Genomic DNA, 15,652 nt, shown 5'->3' with positions numbered 1-15,652 from the left:
AACTAATCGTTGTATTATGTTTCACTCATTTCACCTCAACTTGAGAATTGCTCTGTCCATCATGTCCTGAGTTAGCCCAATGTAGTCCAAAGTTTCCCTCGGATCACTGTGTCCGAACATCTCCATTAGTAACGCTAAATTTTCAGGATCGTCCATATACAGACGGTATGCCCAGGTCTTTCGCAATGAGTGAACGCCTATATCTTTCAATCTGAATTCACGTGCTGCTTCACTCAGAAAACGATATGCAGTAGTCCGATCAATCGGCTGTTTCCGCATTCGACTTACTGTTTTAACTTGGCGGCTTGGAAATAGACAATCATTCGGTAACATGTCCGCAGTGTACTCATCGAGATCTGATCGAATACTCGGATGAATTATAAATGTTTTAGCATGCTTATTCTTTTGCTCAACCATGCTTATGTGAGTTCCCTTGGTTTGCCATACCCTAAGACTAAGCAAGTCAGAAACACGAAGTCCGCTGTATATGCCCATACAAAAAAATAAGTAATTCCGCATGCTTCGTATATAGAAGTATTCCTTCATTCCATCTATAACCCGTTCATCACGGATCGGCTGTACCTTTCTCATTTAGTCACCTTCTCTTGACCATGATTCGACTTCCAGCAGCGCGGCATAATACACATCTGAACAACCCCTGTCCAGGTTCCCAAACAACAGCCCCGACATTTCTCTGGTTGCTTGTCCGAAATCCTCGGGATAGCCGGTTCATTTCTGCTGTAAAAATGACCATCCATACTCTTCCCTCCAATACAAAAAGGCCGCTCACATGAGCGACCTTCTTATTAACGTTATTATATGGATTTAAGATAACATGTTTTTAATTCAGGATTACTTCGTTTTTCTGGTGACAAGGATAATATAAGGAATAGTTTAATCAATACAAGACGTTAGTCCCCCATTCTAGTAACCACCATTCATCCCTCTATGCAAGCGCGCATTAAATCCTGGTTCAAATGTCACGTTTCAGCCCTCATAAATATTACTATTGTCCTAAAATAAGTAATACGATAGAATTAAAATTGGTAAATATTGAATTAGGAGAGAGAAAATAATGACTAAAAAGATTTCAGGATCAAAAGGATTTATTGCAGGTTTTGTAGCAGCTGGAATGCTGTTTGGAGCGACTGCATTAGCTGCGAGTAATTCAGTAACAGTTGATATCGCAAACCTCAAGTTTATGTTTAACAATGTAGAAAAAAAGCAGGCAGCAGGAGAAGTAAGTTTCATTTATAAGGGTACTACATATGTTCCTCTACGTTTTGTGAGCGAAGGTCTCGGTGAGAAAGTGGAGTATGACGGTAAAAACAAAGCTATATGGGTTGGTAAACGTGATGGTTATGGTATCAATTTGACATCCAAGGATTATGCACGTTTTGATGCCTATAGTGATCGTATGTGGTTCAATGAATCCGATAAAACGGTGACAGGGACGGAGTACAGAAATAACATTCTCACAATGGTTGACGCTGCATATAAAAATGAGAAGGTTACATCGGTTGAGTACAACCTGGACGGAAAATATAAACGTCTGACGGCTTTCGCGGGAATTGAGGATAAGTACAAAAATACTTCAGGAGAGTATACAGTTACTTTCTATGGTGACGGAGAAATCATTAAGTCATATGAAGGTTTGAAGGGCGGAGATCATGCGGTACCTGTAGATATTAATCTGGAGGGTGTACTGAAACTGAAAATTGAGTTCAGTGCAAAGAGTGGTTATGCAAACATTTTAATTGGTGAGCCGAAGTTGTATCAGTAATGATAAAACATCCAGTCAATGCATCGACTGGATGTATTTCTTTTAATCGCCCCACTCAAGTAATCTCCATCCCAAGGCTTCTCATCTCGGAATCAGTAAGCCTATTTCCCCTTCGTTATTCCGCCCTCTTCCATAGTCAATTGTTACAAAATCTAGCGTCCGATTGAATTTTAGACTGTTGGCAATGTTGGCTATAGCCCTGCGCCGCTTGTCAGCAAATGTTGTTGCTGCAATGCCGGGTACGTCCTTGCGATAGCCTTTTTCCATGTATTCCTGCGCTTTCAAGTATTTCTTTCCTTCCAAGAATAACAACTTTGCTGCTACACCTTCGTGTACATCTTTTAAGTTGTTTATAGCAAATCGGACATTGTTGGATATGAACATGTATAGCTCGTAGTTGGCATGCCGCTTGTCCTTCATGATAACAGCGTTTGCAGTGACGTCAGCAGTCAATTCATGACCTGATTCACGTTTAGCAACCGATCCTTCCGCAGACAGCAACTCATACGCTGACATTCCATTCTCGATCTGTTTAAGTGCAAATTCATAATTTTGTATGATGTCTATCATGTCTACATATTTTCCGAGCAACCACTTTGTTTTACGGATATCCACTTCATCTACATCCGAGAAAAAGTTTAGTTGAATGATTTTGCTCGTATCTTCTGTATCATATTCAGTTGAATCCAATACAATAATTTTTTTAGGCATTTTGTTATCTCCTTGTCGATTTATAACCTTGAACATATAGAAGAACTGTAATAACTTAAAACTAAACAAAGGAGGAATTAATTTGTCCAATAATTCTGCTGTGGAATTCTTCATATTAACAAAAGAACTAGAAAGGAAGTTTATACACGAGCTATCAGTTTTCAAGATAATGGTCACCAATAACAAAGGAGCTGAACTTACTTATATAGGGGCATTCGTATCAATTATACTAGCAATGATTGCCCCTTTTTATTCATTAATAATAGGCACAAATGCTGATGAATACTGGCCTCTTATTGTTTGCTTAAGCCTTAGTGCACTTGCCATGATTCTTCTTTATTTATCAATTTGGCTATCACATTCGTTCATTAAATATAAATATCCAGAGTATAATCCCCTTTTTAAGAAAAAGTTAATCCTATTCAGTTATGACTATGAATTTATATTTGCTTATAGGTGTAAACAAATTTTAGAAGTTTTTAAAGAGGAAGATTTCAAAAAATTAGATATTGACGAGTTGATTAGCTTCTTCTCCGATAAAAGTACAAGTATAAAATCAAGAAGGTGGACACCAATAACGATTATTAGTTTAATTATGTTTCCTCTTTGGAGTGAATTTGTTGGTGCAAAGATCGGGCAGGGATGGGAGATGCTTGGTGTCTTATTTGCACTGGCAATCTTCGCTTCATATGTTTCAATATTACTCAACAATATCTTGAGAATGAATTTACTCTCTAAAGCTAAGAGGTATGATGATTTGGTTGGTGTATTGAAAATAGTTAAAACATTATTAAAGAACAATACATAATTGTTGAAGTTGAGATAAAGGAGCCGTTGATACACCGTCATTCTGTATCCGCTCCTTCCCCACCCAAAAATTCAGGGTTTTCGTAGACATTACCGATCACTTCTCCGTCTGCTATATATCCCAAATGCAATCCCATTAAAGATTCCTTGTGTCTGAATAACTGGAACATGCCTCCGTATAACCTCACTACCAGATTTTCAGGCAATGGGCCGCTACTCTCAAAATTCAACTTGCTTACTTTAACGATATCGCCATCGTAGTAATCCTTACCTTTGCTGTCTCTCACCCCGGATTTAAGCATCAACACCATGTACGGTGACCATACGCATACCTTCAACCAGTTCCGATCTAAGAATTCGTATGACATCTCTTTGGTTTCGGTATCCCATGCTCTTGCTCCGAATTCATACAGCGTCATGCTTATCCGCTCCTTCCTTAACCAACTCGAAGCACTCGTCCAGTTCAAGTGTCCCGTTTATATCCAAGCATCCTACGTATACTTCTCTTCCCTCGCTATCTGTCGAATAATATTCTTCTGACTCCTCATGAAGATCTGCTACCAGTTCCTCACCGTAATTGACTGCGCACACTAATCGACCGTTGCCAAGGCTGAACTCTTCAAACGAGTCTGTACATCTCACCTTAATCTGTTTCATTGTTCCGCTCCTTCCTTGGGAGCCAACCCACGGTCATCATGTACGTTTCCGACCACCATTACGCCTTCTGCCCAGCAGTACGATCTGTCAAACTCAATCAATTCAGATGCCCAAAGGAAACCGTCTGGCAATGAATTCGCTACGAACATAAATCCGCTGCCCTCGTGCTTTACTTCGCATGTATGTCCTTCGCCTTCATATTCGAATTGCACAACGTCACCCTGGTATACCTCAACCTCATCATCAGAATCGTCATGAAATCCCGCGTAATGCATTATTTCGAAATCGCTTAGCCGCAGGCGGTGAAATCCTCGTCCGTCCATTTCCAAGTAAACGCCGATAACCTTCGTTTCAAAGTTGATGCTTTCTACGCTTTCGGGTTGAATCATAACGCCCAGCGGTTTGTACCATGCACGCGGTGCTTTTATATTCATCTTGTATATCCTCCTATTTGGGAGAGGCCCAAAGGCCCCTTGCCTTAAGATTGGTTTAAAAAGTTCCACAATCCTTGCTGGCCTTTAGCTGCTAGAGGCTTCATAAGCATCTTTACATCCGACATTTCCCATGCATATCGCCCAGGTTCAAAGTCTCCAAATTCATATTCAGGAGAGTAAACCAATCTGTTTCCTTCCAACTCATAACCATCTGTCCATGTATCCACCGATTTAAGACAGTTGGTCAGTTTAGCAATCGCTACAACCGCACCCGTTGGCAGGTTATCTACCGTATATCCGTGCTGTTCTAGTGCTGCGCGAATTTCAGGATACTTGCAGGCATCCTTGTCGATCTTCTTCCCGGCATGGATAGCAATCTCGCCACGATGCTTAGTAGGCCAACTGCGTGTTTCATATTGTTTCGCTCCAATGGCGATCAATGTCGCCCACGGCTGAATAATTGTTATAGCCTTCATGACAGTTCTTCCTTCCCTTCTATATACTGAATGCCATCTGCCCAGCTTCCTGCTCTGAATACCGCTCCAGAGTAAGGTTATTTCCCGATCCTGTGCATATTTCCGGCAGATTAGCCCGGACCAAAGCTTGAGCAAACGGTGGAGGTACCGCATTTCCACACCGAGCTACTTGGGCGCTCTTGGAATACTTCTGACCGTTCGCATCAACTGCGATAGTGTAGTTGCTCGGGAATCCCTGAGCGGCAAACAACTCGTGCGGCTCCAGCATCCGCATTCCTATATCGATAATTTGGTAATCCACGCCTTTAATTGTCACTAGCCCGAACCGGTCTTTGGTTGTTATCGTGTGCAACGGCTTGTCTATGGTCTGGCCGTTTTCAGCGCTACCGTAATACTTGAGAAGGAAGGCCCTAACCTCTCCAAAGTGCAGCCCACCTGCCGTAATCGTTTGAAGCGGGTCTGTAACCGGCTGACCTGTGTTGGTCCCGCGCATCTTGACCAGATGACTTGTGACGAGGGCGCTTTTCCCGCCTACTCCTGCCGTTACAGTTCCTATCGGTTCATCGACTGAGCTGCCAACTGATTCTCCGAAGTAACGGGCAATGAATGCTGAAGCTATGGCGAATTTGTTTCCTCCTGCTGTCACCGTTCCAAGCGGTTTATTCAGATCCAGCACCCTTCGACCTTCTGGGTCTCCGTAACCCATCTGTATCAGTGCAGGGCTGATTAACATGTGCTGATTTCCTGTCGTCACCGTCCGAAGTGGTTCGTCTGGAGGGCTACCAGGATGCCCTGTTGTATTAACCCCAAGAACCGGAGTCACAAGTAAATGTTCTGCCTTGGTTGTAATGGTCGTCAGCGGGTCAGTAGCCTTGTATTGCAACCGATCCCCGGCATATCCCGTCTGCCCAATCCTCGCAATATATGGTGTAACCAATCCCCATCCGTTCTTTGCCGTGATTGTCTTCAACGGCTCATTTACAGAATCACAGTAATGGTGATTGCTGCCAGAGAAGTTGACGCGCATTACGAATGGCTCAGGATTGTCTATGACGAACTTCTGCATGCCACGTGCTATACGGCGCATCGTGTTTTCGGCAAGAGGCTTTTTCCGTTCGAATATCGAAGGGCAAGGGATAGACCAGTCAATAATTTCAGCTGCTGTTCTCCATGGAAGCCGTTTCCCTGCTTTCACGTCCGGGCTGTCCGGTGCTCCGTGCGTTGGCTCGGGCCAGACAATGGGACTTCCATCCCTCCGCGCAACCATGAACAACCGCTTGCGGATCGTAGGCGCTCCATAATCACATGCTCGCAACTCTTTCCATTCGACCTTGTATCCCTGTCGACTTAGAGCATTCACGAAGGTACGAAACGTCCGGCCCTTCTGTTCCTTGTCTGGGTAACCATCTTCTGTTAACGGACCCCATGTCGTGAATTCCTCCACGTTTTCCAGCATGATAACCCTCGGTTTAACCGTTGCTGCCCACCGAACGGCGACCCATGCCAAACCGCGGATCTCTTTTGCAACCGGCTTGCCTCCTTTAGCCTTGGAGAAGTGTTTGCAATCAGGGCTGAACCAAGCCAGCCCCACTGGACGACCTTTTACTGCTTCAACCGGGTTCACTTCCCACACAGATTCACAATAGTGCTCCGTATCTGGGTGATTGACCTCATGCATTGCAATAGCTACTGGGTCATGATTGATTGCTATATCTACGCTGCGGCCTGTTGCCAGCTCAATACCTGTACTTGCTCCGCCACCGCCTGCGAAATTATCAACAATGATTTCTTTCATATGCTTTATCCCCTCCCCATCCCCTAAAAGTCTTTAATTTTCGTTGTTAGGAGAACTAAATATATCTTAATCATCAAAGTGCCCATATCCAAACGGTACTTGATGCTTCTCTTCAATTCTTACGACATCGTTTATCATTGTCTCGAATATTGCGATCTGTTTATCATCCATCATTTCAATAAGCCTGACCTCTTTTGCTTTCAATGAACGTCCTGCCGCAGAAGAAATTAGTTCTTTAACCGGGTTCAAAGATTGCTGACGGTTCTGTTTCTCCTGATCCGCTTTCTGCTGCACCTCTTGCTTCCGGTTATATTCATCCCAATCCTGTTCATCAAACCAGAATCGATCCCCATACTTATCGCGGAAAGCTGAAATCCAGAACTGCAGCAAATCTTCATTGGTTTGAATCCGATCATGACAGGGCCAACAAAGCCGAAGACCGTTTGTCTTAACTCCACGGCCTTTCCTACCTCGCGGATATATATGGTGAGTAGTTGTCGCTTCAGCAATCTTGCAGGATTCGCAAATCCCGTTTGATTCGTCGATAAGCTGAGCTATGACATCCTTAGGGAAATCACCGCGTTCCTTGGAGCCTGGCCGGGATTGGTGATGAGATAATATTCCCTTCTTCCATTCCGGAACAGGTCGCTTTTCTTTCTTGCTACGTCCGAAGCTGCTCGCTTTCTTTTCTTTCGCTTTTTTCTCCGGTTTCCAGAATGTCTGATGGGCCATTACTCATCCGCCTTTCCCTTTGCATTTCCTGTGCTTATGCTTATATTTTTAACCTAATTTACTACATACCCACTACGGATTTGATAGGCTCCAACAACCCAACACGCTCTAAAACAGCGTAATGAACCTGTCTTTCCTGAGCATAGCCTGTACACCGTTTACTGTGTATCCAACATAAAAAGCTATAGCTCGTTGCACTTCGGTAGGCTGTTCGTCAAAATTGTTCAAATCTACAGTACTCGCATCCAAACCTCCTTTACAAAGCCGAAAGTTGACTCTGCTTTTCTTCAAACTTTGATTTTATATCGAGAGGCAAGTCACTAATCACCGCATCCCAATTGTTTATCAATTCTCTGTTAGAAGAACTTAATTGTTTAACCTGTGCATACCTTTCATATAAGGCTGTGGAGAATTCATCTTTCTCAGCTTCAGTCACAGAGCACACCTCCCAATTGACTATTAAGTTCAAGTAGAATGTTCCTAAGATGAGGTAAGGAAATGTTTCCTTTGCCCTTGGGTCAGGGCTTTGTCCACTCATGCCTCCACCTCAGTTTCTGGAAGCTCCATCGTATTACCATCTTGCCGAAACTCGATTTGATTTGGATCGTGTGTTGGACCCCAATGACCGTTTTCTTGTAAGATCCGTACAACATCTTCAGCGTAAGTTTCGTCAGTATTTACTACCAGGTACATGTTGAACCCAACTTTCCCCTCCGATACTCGACCATACTGAATTTTATGAAACAAGCGCAGCAAGTCTTCTTTCTCCTGTTGGTTAAGATGCTTATTAATGTCCTCGTTTTTGATTACGGTATGTTTGATTTTCATTTTACTTTCTCCCTTCATCTACTCGTTTTTTAAGTGCATTCGCCGCTCGTTTACGCGCTGATTTTTCCTTCTTGTATTGTGCAAGAGGAATGAATTCTCCGCGCTTTTTAATAAGTATATCTATTGCTAAAGTCGGATATTTAGCTTGAAATAGTTTCAGTTTGACGCGGAACGTGGAGGTCTCCACTCCTTTAATATCCACCACCCGTTGACTGTTATCTAATTCTGTTACCAGGAAGTCAGCAGAGTAAGTGACCTTCGGTTTCTCTTGAAGAACAAATTTAGGATGACATTCGAAGGCTTTAATCTCCCCAAACCTCTTTTGCTGGAGAAGGAACTGATAATACTCTCCCTCAGCTATGCTATCGAATCGTATACCGGTTATATCAAGGTTGTGCTTTTTGACGATCCATTCTGAGAACAGGGTCCCGTCTTCAGTGACGATAACTTTTGTTGCATTGTATTTGTTCATTACACTTCTTCCGTCCTATAAGGAAGTACAATGTGGACCGATCTTTCATCACTTTCATCCAGAATATAGATAGGTTTGACTTTACCTGAGCACACCAAAGTCACTTGATCTCCATCCAATGCTTTGATAGCATCCATGAAGTATTTTGAATTTAAGGCAACAGCGAAATCTTCACCGCTAAACGACAGAGGAACAATGCTTTCACTTGCCTTGCCAGTCTCTTTCCCTTGACCTCGAATACTCATTTCATCTTCTGAAATGTTTAGAATTATTTTGTTGTGCTTATCTTCCTTTGCCAGTGTGTATATCATTTCAAGACAATTCATTAACTCTTTTTTATCTACTGTTATTTTGGTGACACCTTCAGGCACAACTGACATCCGGCCCACATCCGGGAATGCTCCTTCTAACACTCGGGAATAGAAGGTGAACCGGTCCGTCCTAGCAAATACGTGAACTACTTCTCCAGTAAAAGACTTCGAGAAGCCAAATTCAATATTGTCTTTATCCAAAATTATCTTTTGGAGATCCCCGAGTGCCTTGGCCTCGATAACAGCTCCACCTAATTTAGTAACATCTGTGGCATACTCCGTTTTCGCAAGTCGATGTCTATCCGTCGCTTCAATACCAATCAAACCGTCATCGATATAGATGTGTGCTCCTGCGAGTATTGCCGCATTTTTACCCGTAGGATCGGCTGCATACGTTGCCTTTTTGAATAGTCTCCTGAGTTCCTTGCCAGTAGTCTCAAACAACTCACTATCATCGATATCCGGCACTCGCGGAAATTCCTCCGGATCAAAAACGCCCATGTCGATTTCTTTCTTTCGGGACCTAATGATCGCAGTTGTTCCCTTTGTTTCAATACTCACATCACCATTGAGTTTCTTCATCATTTCCAATAACAGTTTAGGGATAGCGATTTGTCCATCTACCTCCACCTGGACATCCTTGCTAAAGATGTAAGACTGAATCGTTGTACGTGTATCCGTCCCGGTAACCTTCAATCCTTCGCTGTTTGCTTCGATCAAGAAGCAATCAAGAATCGGCATGAGGCTCTTACTCGCAAAAGCCTTACTTGCATCTTCGAGAGCTTCAACCAGCAGCTCACTATCCACGACTATTTTCATAAGGTCGGATTCCCTCCTTTACTTCTTTTTTAGCTTGAGGATTGCATGTTGGGCAAGGACCCAACATCATCATTGCACCTTTAAATTGGTAAGTTACCTTTGCGCCATCGCATGTTTTACACATCCTACTATCCCCTCCGTCTATTTCTTCCGCCAACAGGCAGTAACTTTACAAATGGTTCAATTCTCTCGATTATTCGGGCTGCTTTCTTATCATCCTGCGAACCCTTGGCATTGGCAAAATGGTTGAATAGCTCTTTGATGGTCAGATTCGACGTGTAGATGGTCGGCAACCGTTCCATACGTCTCTGAAGCACGGGGCCAATGATTTCATCCCTAACCCATCCGCTCATGGCTTCTGCCCCGATATCGTCCAATATGAGAACTGGAGCGGTTCTAAGAGCATCCAGCTTTTTCGCGACGCTTTCCTTGGAACCAATGGCATCCTTGACCTCTTCGATAAAGTCGGGTACGTACACCATAAGGACATCCACTTCACATTTAGCTAACTCCCGTGCGATAGCTCCGGCAAAACGGCTCTTGCCCACTCCCATTGGGCCGTACAAATACAATCCTTGTACCGTTTCTTTGGGAACAAATTCACTACAAAACTTCACTGCTCCCGCAATAGCTGCCATCCTCGGAGGATCAGGTTCAATGTCGTCAAAGGTGGCGTTCAAAATATGCTCAGGAATGAAGTGACTCTTAATTCGTTCTCCTATGCCCTGTTGCCGCTCGTAAGACTTCAACAGTTCGCATTTTTTAAGCCTGAACACCAACTCGTCCTGTTTATCTGGGCTCGGTTCTTCAACGCTCCTATGACCCTTCTGGACGTTCTGACAGCCAATTAGACCAGGGCACGTGGCGCATGCATCACATTGAGTCAAATGTTCGGATACATCCCTGTACCGTCTTGGTCTTGTCAGGTCTCCTGAGCGATCAGGATAGGCCTGTCTGAGCCGTTTAATTTCCGGATGGCTATCAATCTGCTGAATAGCTGCCTGCTGTCTTTCTGCAAACCTCGGGGGAATTAGTGCCTTGAGTTCCTCCTGAAAGCTGCCCATGTACTCACACTCCTTGCTTTGACCTTAGATTAGCAAGCAACTCTTTTAAATCATCTGCGGTCACGTTTGATGCCGTTTCAATCGGCGCATCTGGTACGGAAGTAGCTATATTAATTTCGGCTGTGTTTGATTTTTCACGTTTGGCATGCAACGAATATACAACCGTTGCACAGTAACTCAGGTTTCGTATCTGATCCCATTTGTTCTTGGGTTTAAAATTGTCAAACGATTGGTCAATACCATCGATAACTGTTTGGAGCGGAATCCTCTCAGCTATGAACTGTTTAACCGCATCTTCATCGTTTAAGGTTATCTCCAGTCCCTTGCCTCTTCTCTGGAGATAACGAGCTGCCACTTGATTACGATATTCCGTTTGGGAAACCTCCCGATCAGAGTCAGTATCTGCTTCGGTATTAGGAACAGAATCCGGGTTTCCCTTGTATGGTTCAAATACGGAATTAGGATCAGTTAAACAACAACCAACTTTAATACTGTCTTTAAACATGTCTTTAGAGGTGCCTTCAGCCTCACTGCCACAAGGGATTGGACTCCCCTCGACTTCCACTTTTCGTAACTCGTCAGTTACACTTTTCGTAACTTCGGAGTTACACTTTTCGTAACTTCCATCTTGTTCTTCACTTTCTGGAGTTACACTTTTCGTAACTTTTTTACTGCCTATATTTAGAGAGATAAGTTCTGTAAATTTTTCGCGATCCCACTCTTTCACAAGACTGACACGCCATTCATCATAGTTTTTGTTGAGAGAATAGACCTGTTTGCCATCCCAATAAATCACCTTACATTGACCCAAGTAAGTGATCTCTTTTTTAGCGTCCTGTATGCGTACTCCACATAGTTCGAAATGCTTCAAGAGGGGGATAACAGCCTCTTTCTTCTGGCAGCCATACGACAGCCTTAGAATCAGCTTGAGAATCTTTTGTTGCCTTTCTGTGAACTTCCGGCTGATTATCTCATCCCATATTTCATTAGCAATCCCGATGAATCCATTCTTTAACTGGGGACTTGCCACTCTCCTCACCCCGGAAAATTCTGATTACTATCTCTTTCCACTGGCTGGATTGTTGAATTCCGCCAGAAGAACCTTCAAGCTATATTTCAACGAATTGATAACCTGATCATTACTTTCCACTGCGTTATGCCAGCGAACCTTGTCTGCCTCAGCATCAGCTTCCTTAAGACGAATCTCAATGATTGCCAGCTCCGCACGCTGAGCCTTGTCTTTGCCAGCAGCAAGGTATGCTTCTGCGTACTCACGCTTTCTCTGGGCGTAGATACGTTTATAGTCTCTCACTGCTTCAGCAGCTCTACGGCCCAAAATAACCTGTACCTCGGTCAAAAACTCGATCTTCCGAGCCAGTGTAGCCGGATAATCGTGACTGCACTGTTCTGCTAGGCTATATAACTCACCTAATGTATATTGTTTTTGTAGAGACAAGGCAGTCACTCCTTACTTATACCTGCGCTCCAATATGGAGTAATCGTTCCCTAACCTCCGGCCAAAGGTAAGCCTGTCCACCTTCTCCGTTTCCATCCTTACAGAACCATTTTGAAATAGTGGGCTTCCCACCTGTAACATAGTCACGCAGTCCTGTAATCCATGATGCTTCTGTACTCGACATTGGTAAGTTTCGCGAGTATAACTTTACTGCTTGGGGAGGATCATACTTCCTTTCTCCAATACGCTGTCCCATGAAGTATGGATTCCCTTCTGTCTCTACTAATCCCAGACGTCCATTTTCTTTCTTGATAAACTCGAATTTACGAGACATCCAATTTATTTCATACAGATAAGTCAATACTCTATTAGCTAAATCTGCTCTGCCAAATCTCCCTGCTTGCTTAGCTAACGACTTATATTGTTTTAAATTTTCTTCAGTGGGAACAAACCTAGATTTCGGATTGTGATGCCCTGATCTCTTAGACAGTTTCCTTACACTGTTCTCAGGTTTTGTTGTAAGGTCAAATAATTCGAAACATGCCAGGTTTCTGTACGTGTCTTTGTTCAGAATAGTCCACCACATATTATTGATATTGTGATAGACAGTGCCGCGCATGAGCGTTCCTTTTCGATCCCTGAAATACTTCACTTCGCCATTGGATATTCTCTTCCCATCCTTGTCCAAAGCGTTATAATCAGGAAGATTTTCTGAACTCCAATGTCTGCTTGGTGAGTTGAGTTCATGAAATATCTTATCGTGGGACGTTTTCAAAACTGGCTCAGTGTCACAAGAGTATCCTTCACTCATCAAAAAATGTTCCATGTGTTTTATTTCAACCAAGAATCGTTTTTGCAGCAGATACGACATCTTATCGAATTTATCAAAGTCGTATCTTCCACCGTTTCGATTCTCAACATTTATTTCTTGATAGAACTCAATTTTTGCGCCACAGTTATATTTCTCTGCTACGAAGAGCAGATCGCCCTTACTTCCTGCAAAATGATCTTTTGAAAGAAGTGAGTAATTACGATCTATATGTGGATCTGATCCAATAGTGAAGCCTCTTCCATTCATCATGTCTAACATGCTAATGAAAGTGGGGTGAGATATTTCTTTATCTCCTCTAACAGCAAGACTTGTGCCCCATACAGTGAAATCCTTATTTCCTTTCACGAAGCAGACCTCCTATTTGCATTATTTAATTTCCGTGATATAATTCCGTTGAATTGTTTTTCAAATGATCGTGTTGGTAGCACGATTAACTTTAGGACTCATTTGATACTGTTGTTGCGGTAGACTCTTCTGCAATAGTAGTTACAAAAGAGTCCTTCTTCTTTTGGATCAGGAAATTTTTGTCCCGAGAACACTTCTTTATCGCAGTGTTTACACAAACCAATCACTGTCCCTTCAACCTTATAGCCTGATGGTTCTTTCCAGATTAGTCCTTCATATTCTGCGTTCTTATCGATTGAGCGTTCTAATTCCTCAAGATCGTTACGGAGCATCTTAATTTGTTGTTTGATGGGTTTGATGCTGCGTTCCATTGCTAATGCATCAATCGCAGTATCACATAAATCTCTAATCTGTCTTCGCAGTACTCTGGTTTGCAATAACTCATGAGCACGTATCATCATTTCTTTTTGGCAATGTTTTTTTGAATAATTGCATGTTGCAATGGTTTGTGTGACCAGATACGTGCCAAATCGTCAAGCGTCATGAATTTTAATCTCATCGGTTTCAACTCCCTCAGATATAATCTTCCGGACGAAATTCCTTAATGAACTCAACCGCATCATCAAAGTCGATACGCCGCACATGGCTGTATTTCGCGACTTCAAATCGTTCTTTCAACTTACTCCAGATCATCCGGCGATAACGGCCAACCATGTCCTTGAACTTTTCATCTGACTCTTTATAGCGATCCTTGGTTAGTGAATTAGATTTCTTGCGAACAAGAGATTGGAGTTGGTAGCATTCAGCATCCGTCAACGTTACGCTGTCCCGGACCTCCTGAACCATCATTTGGACCTCTCCAACCTTTTCTGCTACATCCTCTTGCATATGTTTGATGCCATCCACCAAACCGCGAATCGCCATACCTTGAGCTTCTGTTAACTGCATCTGCCTTTCGACAACCGATAAGAAGTCAGGCTGATTAGGATTCATCAATGTCATTTGGATTTACCACCTTTCTTGAATTAATTGCCGGACGAAGTTGGTCAATGAAGGATTGAAGCATATCAAGACCTTCTGACAACCGTTTTTTCTCACTTGTGCTTGCACCAGATACTGCACCAAGCATGAACGATGTGATTCCAACCTTCTGGAGAAACTGCTTCACATGATAGCTAACTTGTACCGAATTATAATCTGCTTCAAAACGCATTTTCTTCATCTGAGCTGCGGCATGCTGTTCATCGAAGTCGTCAGGTTGCTGAAGCTTGATTGCCTCAAGTTCCTCTTTGGCCCTCTGATATCCAGATTTCAGTTCCTCCACTTTCAGACTCTCAGCTTCCACGCCTTCTTGAAGCCTTGCCTTCCAGTATTGGTCACGCTCTTTAATCTGCTTAGCAGCTTCCTGAGCTTTCTGCGCCAGGATAACTTCCGTCTCCTCGTCTCGCCGCTCAACCGCCGCCGCTACAGCCTCATCCACCTGATCTGCTGGAATTGCATCCTTATACCGCCGCTGGAGTTCTTCCTTCTCCTGCTCGGCTTGGTTAGCCCGAGTCTCAGCATCTCGCAAAGCAGCTTCAAGTCGCTCTTTTGTCTCCACATAAGCTTTATGTGTGGAAATGATCCCTGCATCAAGCTGCTGAATGATTTCCGGTGTGGCGTTTTCCATAATGAACTTAGCTTTGTCGTAGGTTCTGCCTGATCCAAAGCCTGCTTGGTCAGCTACGATATCACGGACTTGTCCAGCAGGATGCTCAGGAACATTTTCCTTGCCTCCAGCCATCCGTTCTTTAGCTTTGATGCGTTCTACATCCTCCAACCGTTTAGCCCACTCAACTCGCTCTGAGAAGGTGAATTCTTTCCGGTGCTCGTTTTCAGATATTTCTAATCGAAGCTGATGTTCAAAATCGCTGATTTCCATCACCCGGACTACAACCTCTTTGCGTCCCAGATATTGATGAGCACGCAAGCGACGCTCTCCAGCAATTAACTGAAAATCTGGTGTTACTACTATAGGATTGATAAGTCCGTTTTGATCAATGTCTTGTGCAAGTTCTTCAATACCACCGAAGTCCTTGCGGATACGATCGCTGACTTTAATTTTATTAATGTCTATGAGCAAGATAAGGC

Annotated in this window: 21 protein-coding genes; 2 read left to right on the top strand and 19 right to left on the bottom strand. The window is 43.3% G+C overall.

What is annotated here, in order from left to right; all coding sequences use genetic code 11:
• Positions 1-30: 30 nt before the first annotated feature.
• Positions 31-591, bottom strand: coding sequence for a tyrosine-type recombinase/integrase (locus tag AC4G47_RS08890; RefSeq protein WP_491105752.1), 561 nt, complete (start codon positions 589-591; stop codon positions 31-33).
• Between the two features lie 484 nt (positions 592-1,075).
• On the opposite strand from AC4G47_RS08890, the gene AC4G47_RS08885 reads away from it, so the two are divergent.
• On the top strand, positions 1,076-1,783 hold the full coding sequence (locus AC4G47_RS08885; RefSeq protein ID WP_491105751.1) for an NPCBM/NEW2 domain-containing protein: 708 nt from the start codon (positions 1,076-1,078) through the stop codon (positions 1,781-1,783).
• An 81-nt stretch (positions 1,784-1,864) separates the two neighbouring features.
• Here the strand turns inward: AC4G47_RS08885 and AC4G47_RS08880 are convergent, their stop codons facing one another.
• Positions 1,865-2,494, bottom strand: a complete 630-nt coding sequence (locus AC4G47_RS08880; protein ID WP_491105750.1) for a hypothetical protein — start codon at positions 2,492-2,494, stop codon at positions 1,865-1,867.
• Between the two features lie 82 nt (positions 2,495-2,576).
• Here AC4G47_RS08880 and AC4G47_RS08875 point away from each other — a divergent pair, with 82 nt between their 5' ends.
• Positions 2,577-3,302, top strand: coding sequence for a hypothetical protein (locus AC4G47_RS08875; RefSeq protein ID WP_491105749.1), 726 nt, complete (start codon positions 2,577-2,579; stop codon positions 3,300-3,302).
• Between the two features lie 37 nt (positions 3,303-3,339).
• On the opposite strand, the gene AC4G47_RS08870 is transcribed toward AC4G47_RS08875, so the two are convergent.
• The 17 genes from AC4G47_RS08870 to AC4G47_RS08790 all read right to left on the bottom strand — a co-directional run bounded on the left by AC4G47_RS08870 (position 3,340) and on the right by AC4G47_RS08790 (position 15,644).
• A complete protein-coding gene (locus AC4G47_RS08870) occupies positions 3,340-3,720 on the bottom strand; it encodes a YopX family protein (RefSeq protein ID WP_491105748.1) in 381 nt (126 codons plus the stop codon).
• Complete coding sequence (locus AC4G47_RS08865; protein ID WP_491105747.1) at positions 3,707-3,958, bottom strand: hypothetical protein; 252 nt, start codon at positions 3,956-3,958, stop codon at positions 3,707-3,709. Before AC4G47_RS08865 ends, AC4G47_RS08870 begins: the two co-directional genes overlap by 14 nt.
• A complete protein-coding gene (locus AC4G47_RS08860; protein ID WP_491105746.1) occupies positions 3,955-4,392 on the bottom strand; it encodes a YopX family protein in 438 nt (145 codons plus the stop codon). The genes AC4G47_RS08865 and AC4G47_RS08860 overlap by 4 nt, the downstream gene beginning before the upstream one ends.
• A gap of 44 nt (positions 4,393-4,436) precedes the next feature.
• Positions 4,437-4,868: an ASCH domain-containing protein gene (locus AC4G47_RS08855; RefSeq protein ID WP_491105745.1), complete on the bottom strand. Its 432-nt coding sequence runs from the start codon at positions 4,866-4,868 to the stop codon at positions 4,437-4,439.
• 19 nt (positions 4,869-4,887) lie between these two features.
• A complete protein-coding gene (locus AC4G47_RS08850) occupies positions 4,888-6,663 on the bottom strand; it encodes a DNA cytosine methyltransferase (RefSeq protein ID WP_491105744.1) in 1,776 nt (591 codons plus the stop codon).
• Between the two features lie 66 nt (positions 6,664-6,729).
• Positions 6,730-7,395: an HNH endonuclease gene (locus tag AC4G47_RS08845; protein WP_491105743.1), complete on the bottom strand. Its 666-nt coding sequence runs from the start codon at positions 7,393-7,395 to the stop codon at positions 6,730-6,732.
• Between the two features lie 256 nt (positions 7,396-7,651).
• Positions 7,652-7,831: a hypothetical protein gene (locus AC4G47_RS08840; RefSeq protein WP_491105742.1), complete on the bottom strand. Its 180-nt coding sequence runs from the start codon at positions 7,829-7,831 to the stop codon at positions 7,652-7,654.
• 98 nt (positions 7,832-7,929) lie between these two features.
• Complete coding sequence (locus AC4G47_RS08835; protein ID WP_491105741.1) at positions 7,930-8,223, bottom strand: hypothetical protein; 294 nt, start codon at positions 8,221-8,223, stop codon at positions 7,930-7,932.
• A 1-nt stretch (position 8,224) separates the two neighbouring features.
• Positions 8,225-8,695: a DUF1064 domain-containing protein gene (locus AC4G47_RS08830; protein WP_491105740.1), complete on the bottom strand. Its 471-nt coding sequence runs from the start codon at positions 8,693-8,695 to the stop codon at positions 8,225-8,227.
• Positions 8,695-9,825, bottom strand: a complete 1,131-nt coding sequence (gene dnaN / locus AC4G47_RS08825; RefSeq protein ID WP_491105739.1) for a DNA polymerase III subunit beta — start codon at positions 9,823-9,825, stop codon at positions 8,695-8,697. Before dnaN ends, AC4G47_RS08830 begins: the two co-directional genes overlap by 1 nt.
• 128 nt (positions 9,826-9,953) lie before the next feature.
• On the bottom strand, positions 9,954-10,889 hold the full coding sequence (dnaI, locus tag AC4G47_RS08820) for a primosomal protein DnaI (RefSeq protein ID WP_491105738.1): 936 nt from the start codon (positions 10,887-10,889) through the stop codon (positions 9,954-9,956).
• A 4-nt stretch (positions 10,890-10,893) separates the two neighbouring features.
• A complete protein-coding gene (locus tag AC4G47_RS08815; protein WP_491105737.1) occupies positions 10,894-11,919 on the bottom strand; it encodes a replication protein in 1,026 nt (341 codons plus the stop codon).
• A 27-nt stretch (positions 11,920-11,946) separates the two neighbouring features.
• A complete protein-coding gene (locus tag AC4G47_RS08810; RefSeq protein ID WP_241230735.1) occupies positions 11,947-12,354 on the bottom strand; it encodes a hypothetical protein in 408 nt (135 codons plus the stop codon).
• 7 nt (positions 12,355-12,361) lie between these two features.
• Positions 12,362-13,522, bottom strand: a complete 1,161-nt coding sequence (locus tag AC4G47_RS08805) for a hypothetical protein (protein WP_491105736.1) — start codon at positions 13,520-13,522, stop codon at positions 12,362-12,364.
• Between the two features lie 98 nt (positions 13,523-13,620).
• A complete protein-coding gene (locus AC4G47_RS08800; protein WP_491105735.1) occupies positions 13,621-13,893 on the bottom strand; it encodes a hypothetical protein in 273 nt (90 codons plus the stop codon).
• 202 nt (positions 13,894-14,095) lie between these two features.
• On the bottom strand, positions 14,096-14,524 hold the full coding sequence (locus tag AC4G47_RS08795) for an ORF6C domain-containing protein (protein ID WP_491105734.1): 429 nt from the start codon (positions 14,522-14,524) through the stop codon (positions 14,096-14,098).
• Positions 14,505-15,644, bottom strand: a complete 1,140-nt coding sequence (locus AC4G47_RS08790; protein WP_491105733.1) for a ParB N-terminal domain-containing protein — start codon at positions 15,642-15,644, stop codon at positions 14,505-14,507. The genes AC4G47_RS08795 and AC4G47_RS08790 overlap by 20 nt, the downstream gene beginning before the upstream one ends.
• Positions 15,645-15,652 lie beyond the last annotated feature (8 nt).

The sequence above is a fragment of the Paenibacillus sp. Negev47 genome (assembly GCF_058313655.1).
This window is presented reverse-complemented; position numbering and strand designations above follow the sequence as displayed.

Coding starts and splice junctions, on each gene's coding strand:
- AC4G47_RS08845 (WP_491105743.1), bottom strand. CDS start 7,395: ATGGCCCATCAGACATTCTGGAAACCGGAGAAAAAAGCGAAAGAAAAG.
- AC4G47_RS08830 (WP_491105740.1), bottom strand. CDS start 8,695: ATGAACAAATACAATGCAACAAAAGTTATCGTCACTGAAGACGGGACC.
- AC4G47_RS08880 (WP_491105750.1), bottom strand. CDS start 2,494: ATGCCTAAAAAAATTATTGTATTGGATTCAACTGAATATGATACAGAA.
- AC4G47_RS08835 (WP_491105741.1), bottom strand. CDS start 8,223: ATGAAAATCAAACATACCGTAATCAAAAACGAGGACATTAATAAGCAT.
- dnaI (WP_491105738.1), bottom strand. CDS start 10,889: ATGGGCAGCTTTCAGGAGGAACTCAAGGCACTAATTCCCCCGAGGTTT.
- AC4G47_RS08870 (WP_491105748.1), bottom strand. CDS start 3,720: ATGACGCTGTATGAATTCGGAGCAAGAGCATGGGATACCGAAACCAAA.
- AC4G47_RS08890 (WP_491105752.1), bottom strand. CDS start 591: ATGAGAAAGGTACAGCCGATCCGTGATGAACGGGTTATAGATGGAATG.
- AC4G47_RS08800 (WP_491105735.1), bottom strand. CDS start 13,893: ATGGAACGCAGCATCAAACCCATCAAACAACAAATTAAGATGCTCCGT.
- AC4G47_RS08855 (WP_491105745.1), bottom strand. CDS start 4,868: ATGAAGGCTATAACAATTATTCAGCCGTGGGCGACATTGATCGCCATT.
- AC4G47_RS08865 (WP_491105747.1), bottom strand. CDS start 3,958: ATGAAACAGATTAAGGTGAGATGTACAGACTCGTTTGAAGAGTTCAGC.
- AC4G47_RS08795 (WP_491105734.1), bottom strand. CDS start 14,524: ATGACATTGATGAATCCTAATCAGCCTGACTTCTTATCGGTTGTCGAA.
- AC4G47_RS08850 (WP_491105744.1), bottom strand. CDS start 6,663: ATGAAAGAAATCATTGTTGATAATTTCGCAGGCGGTGGCGGAGCAAGT.
- AC4G47_RS08860 (WP_491105746.1), bottom strand. CDS start 4,392: ATGAATATAAAAGCACCGCGTGCATGGTACAAACCGCTGGGCGTTATG.
- AC4G47_RS08885 (WP_491105751.1), top strand. CDS start 1,076: ATGACTAAAAAGATTTCAGGATCAAAAGGATTTATTGCAGGTTTTGTA.
- dnaN (WP_491105739.1), bottom strand. CDS start 9,825: ATGAAAATAGTCGTGGATAGTGAGCTGCTGGTTGAAGCTCTCGAAGAT.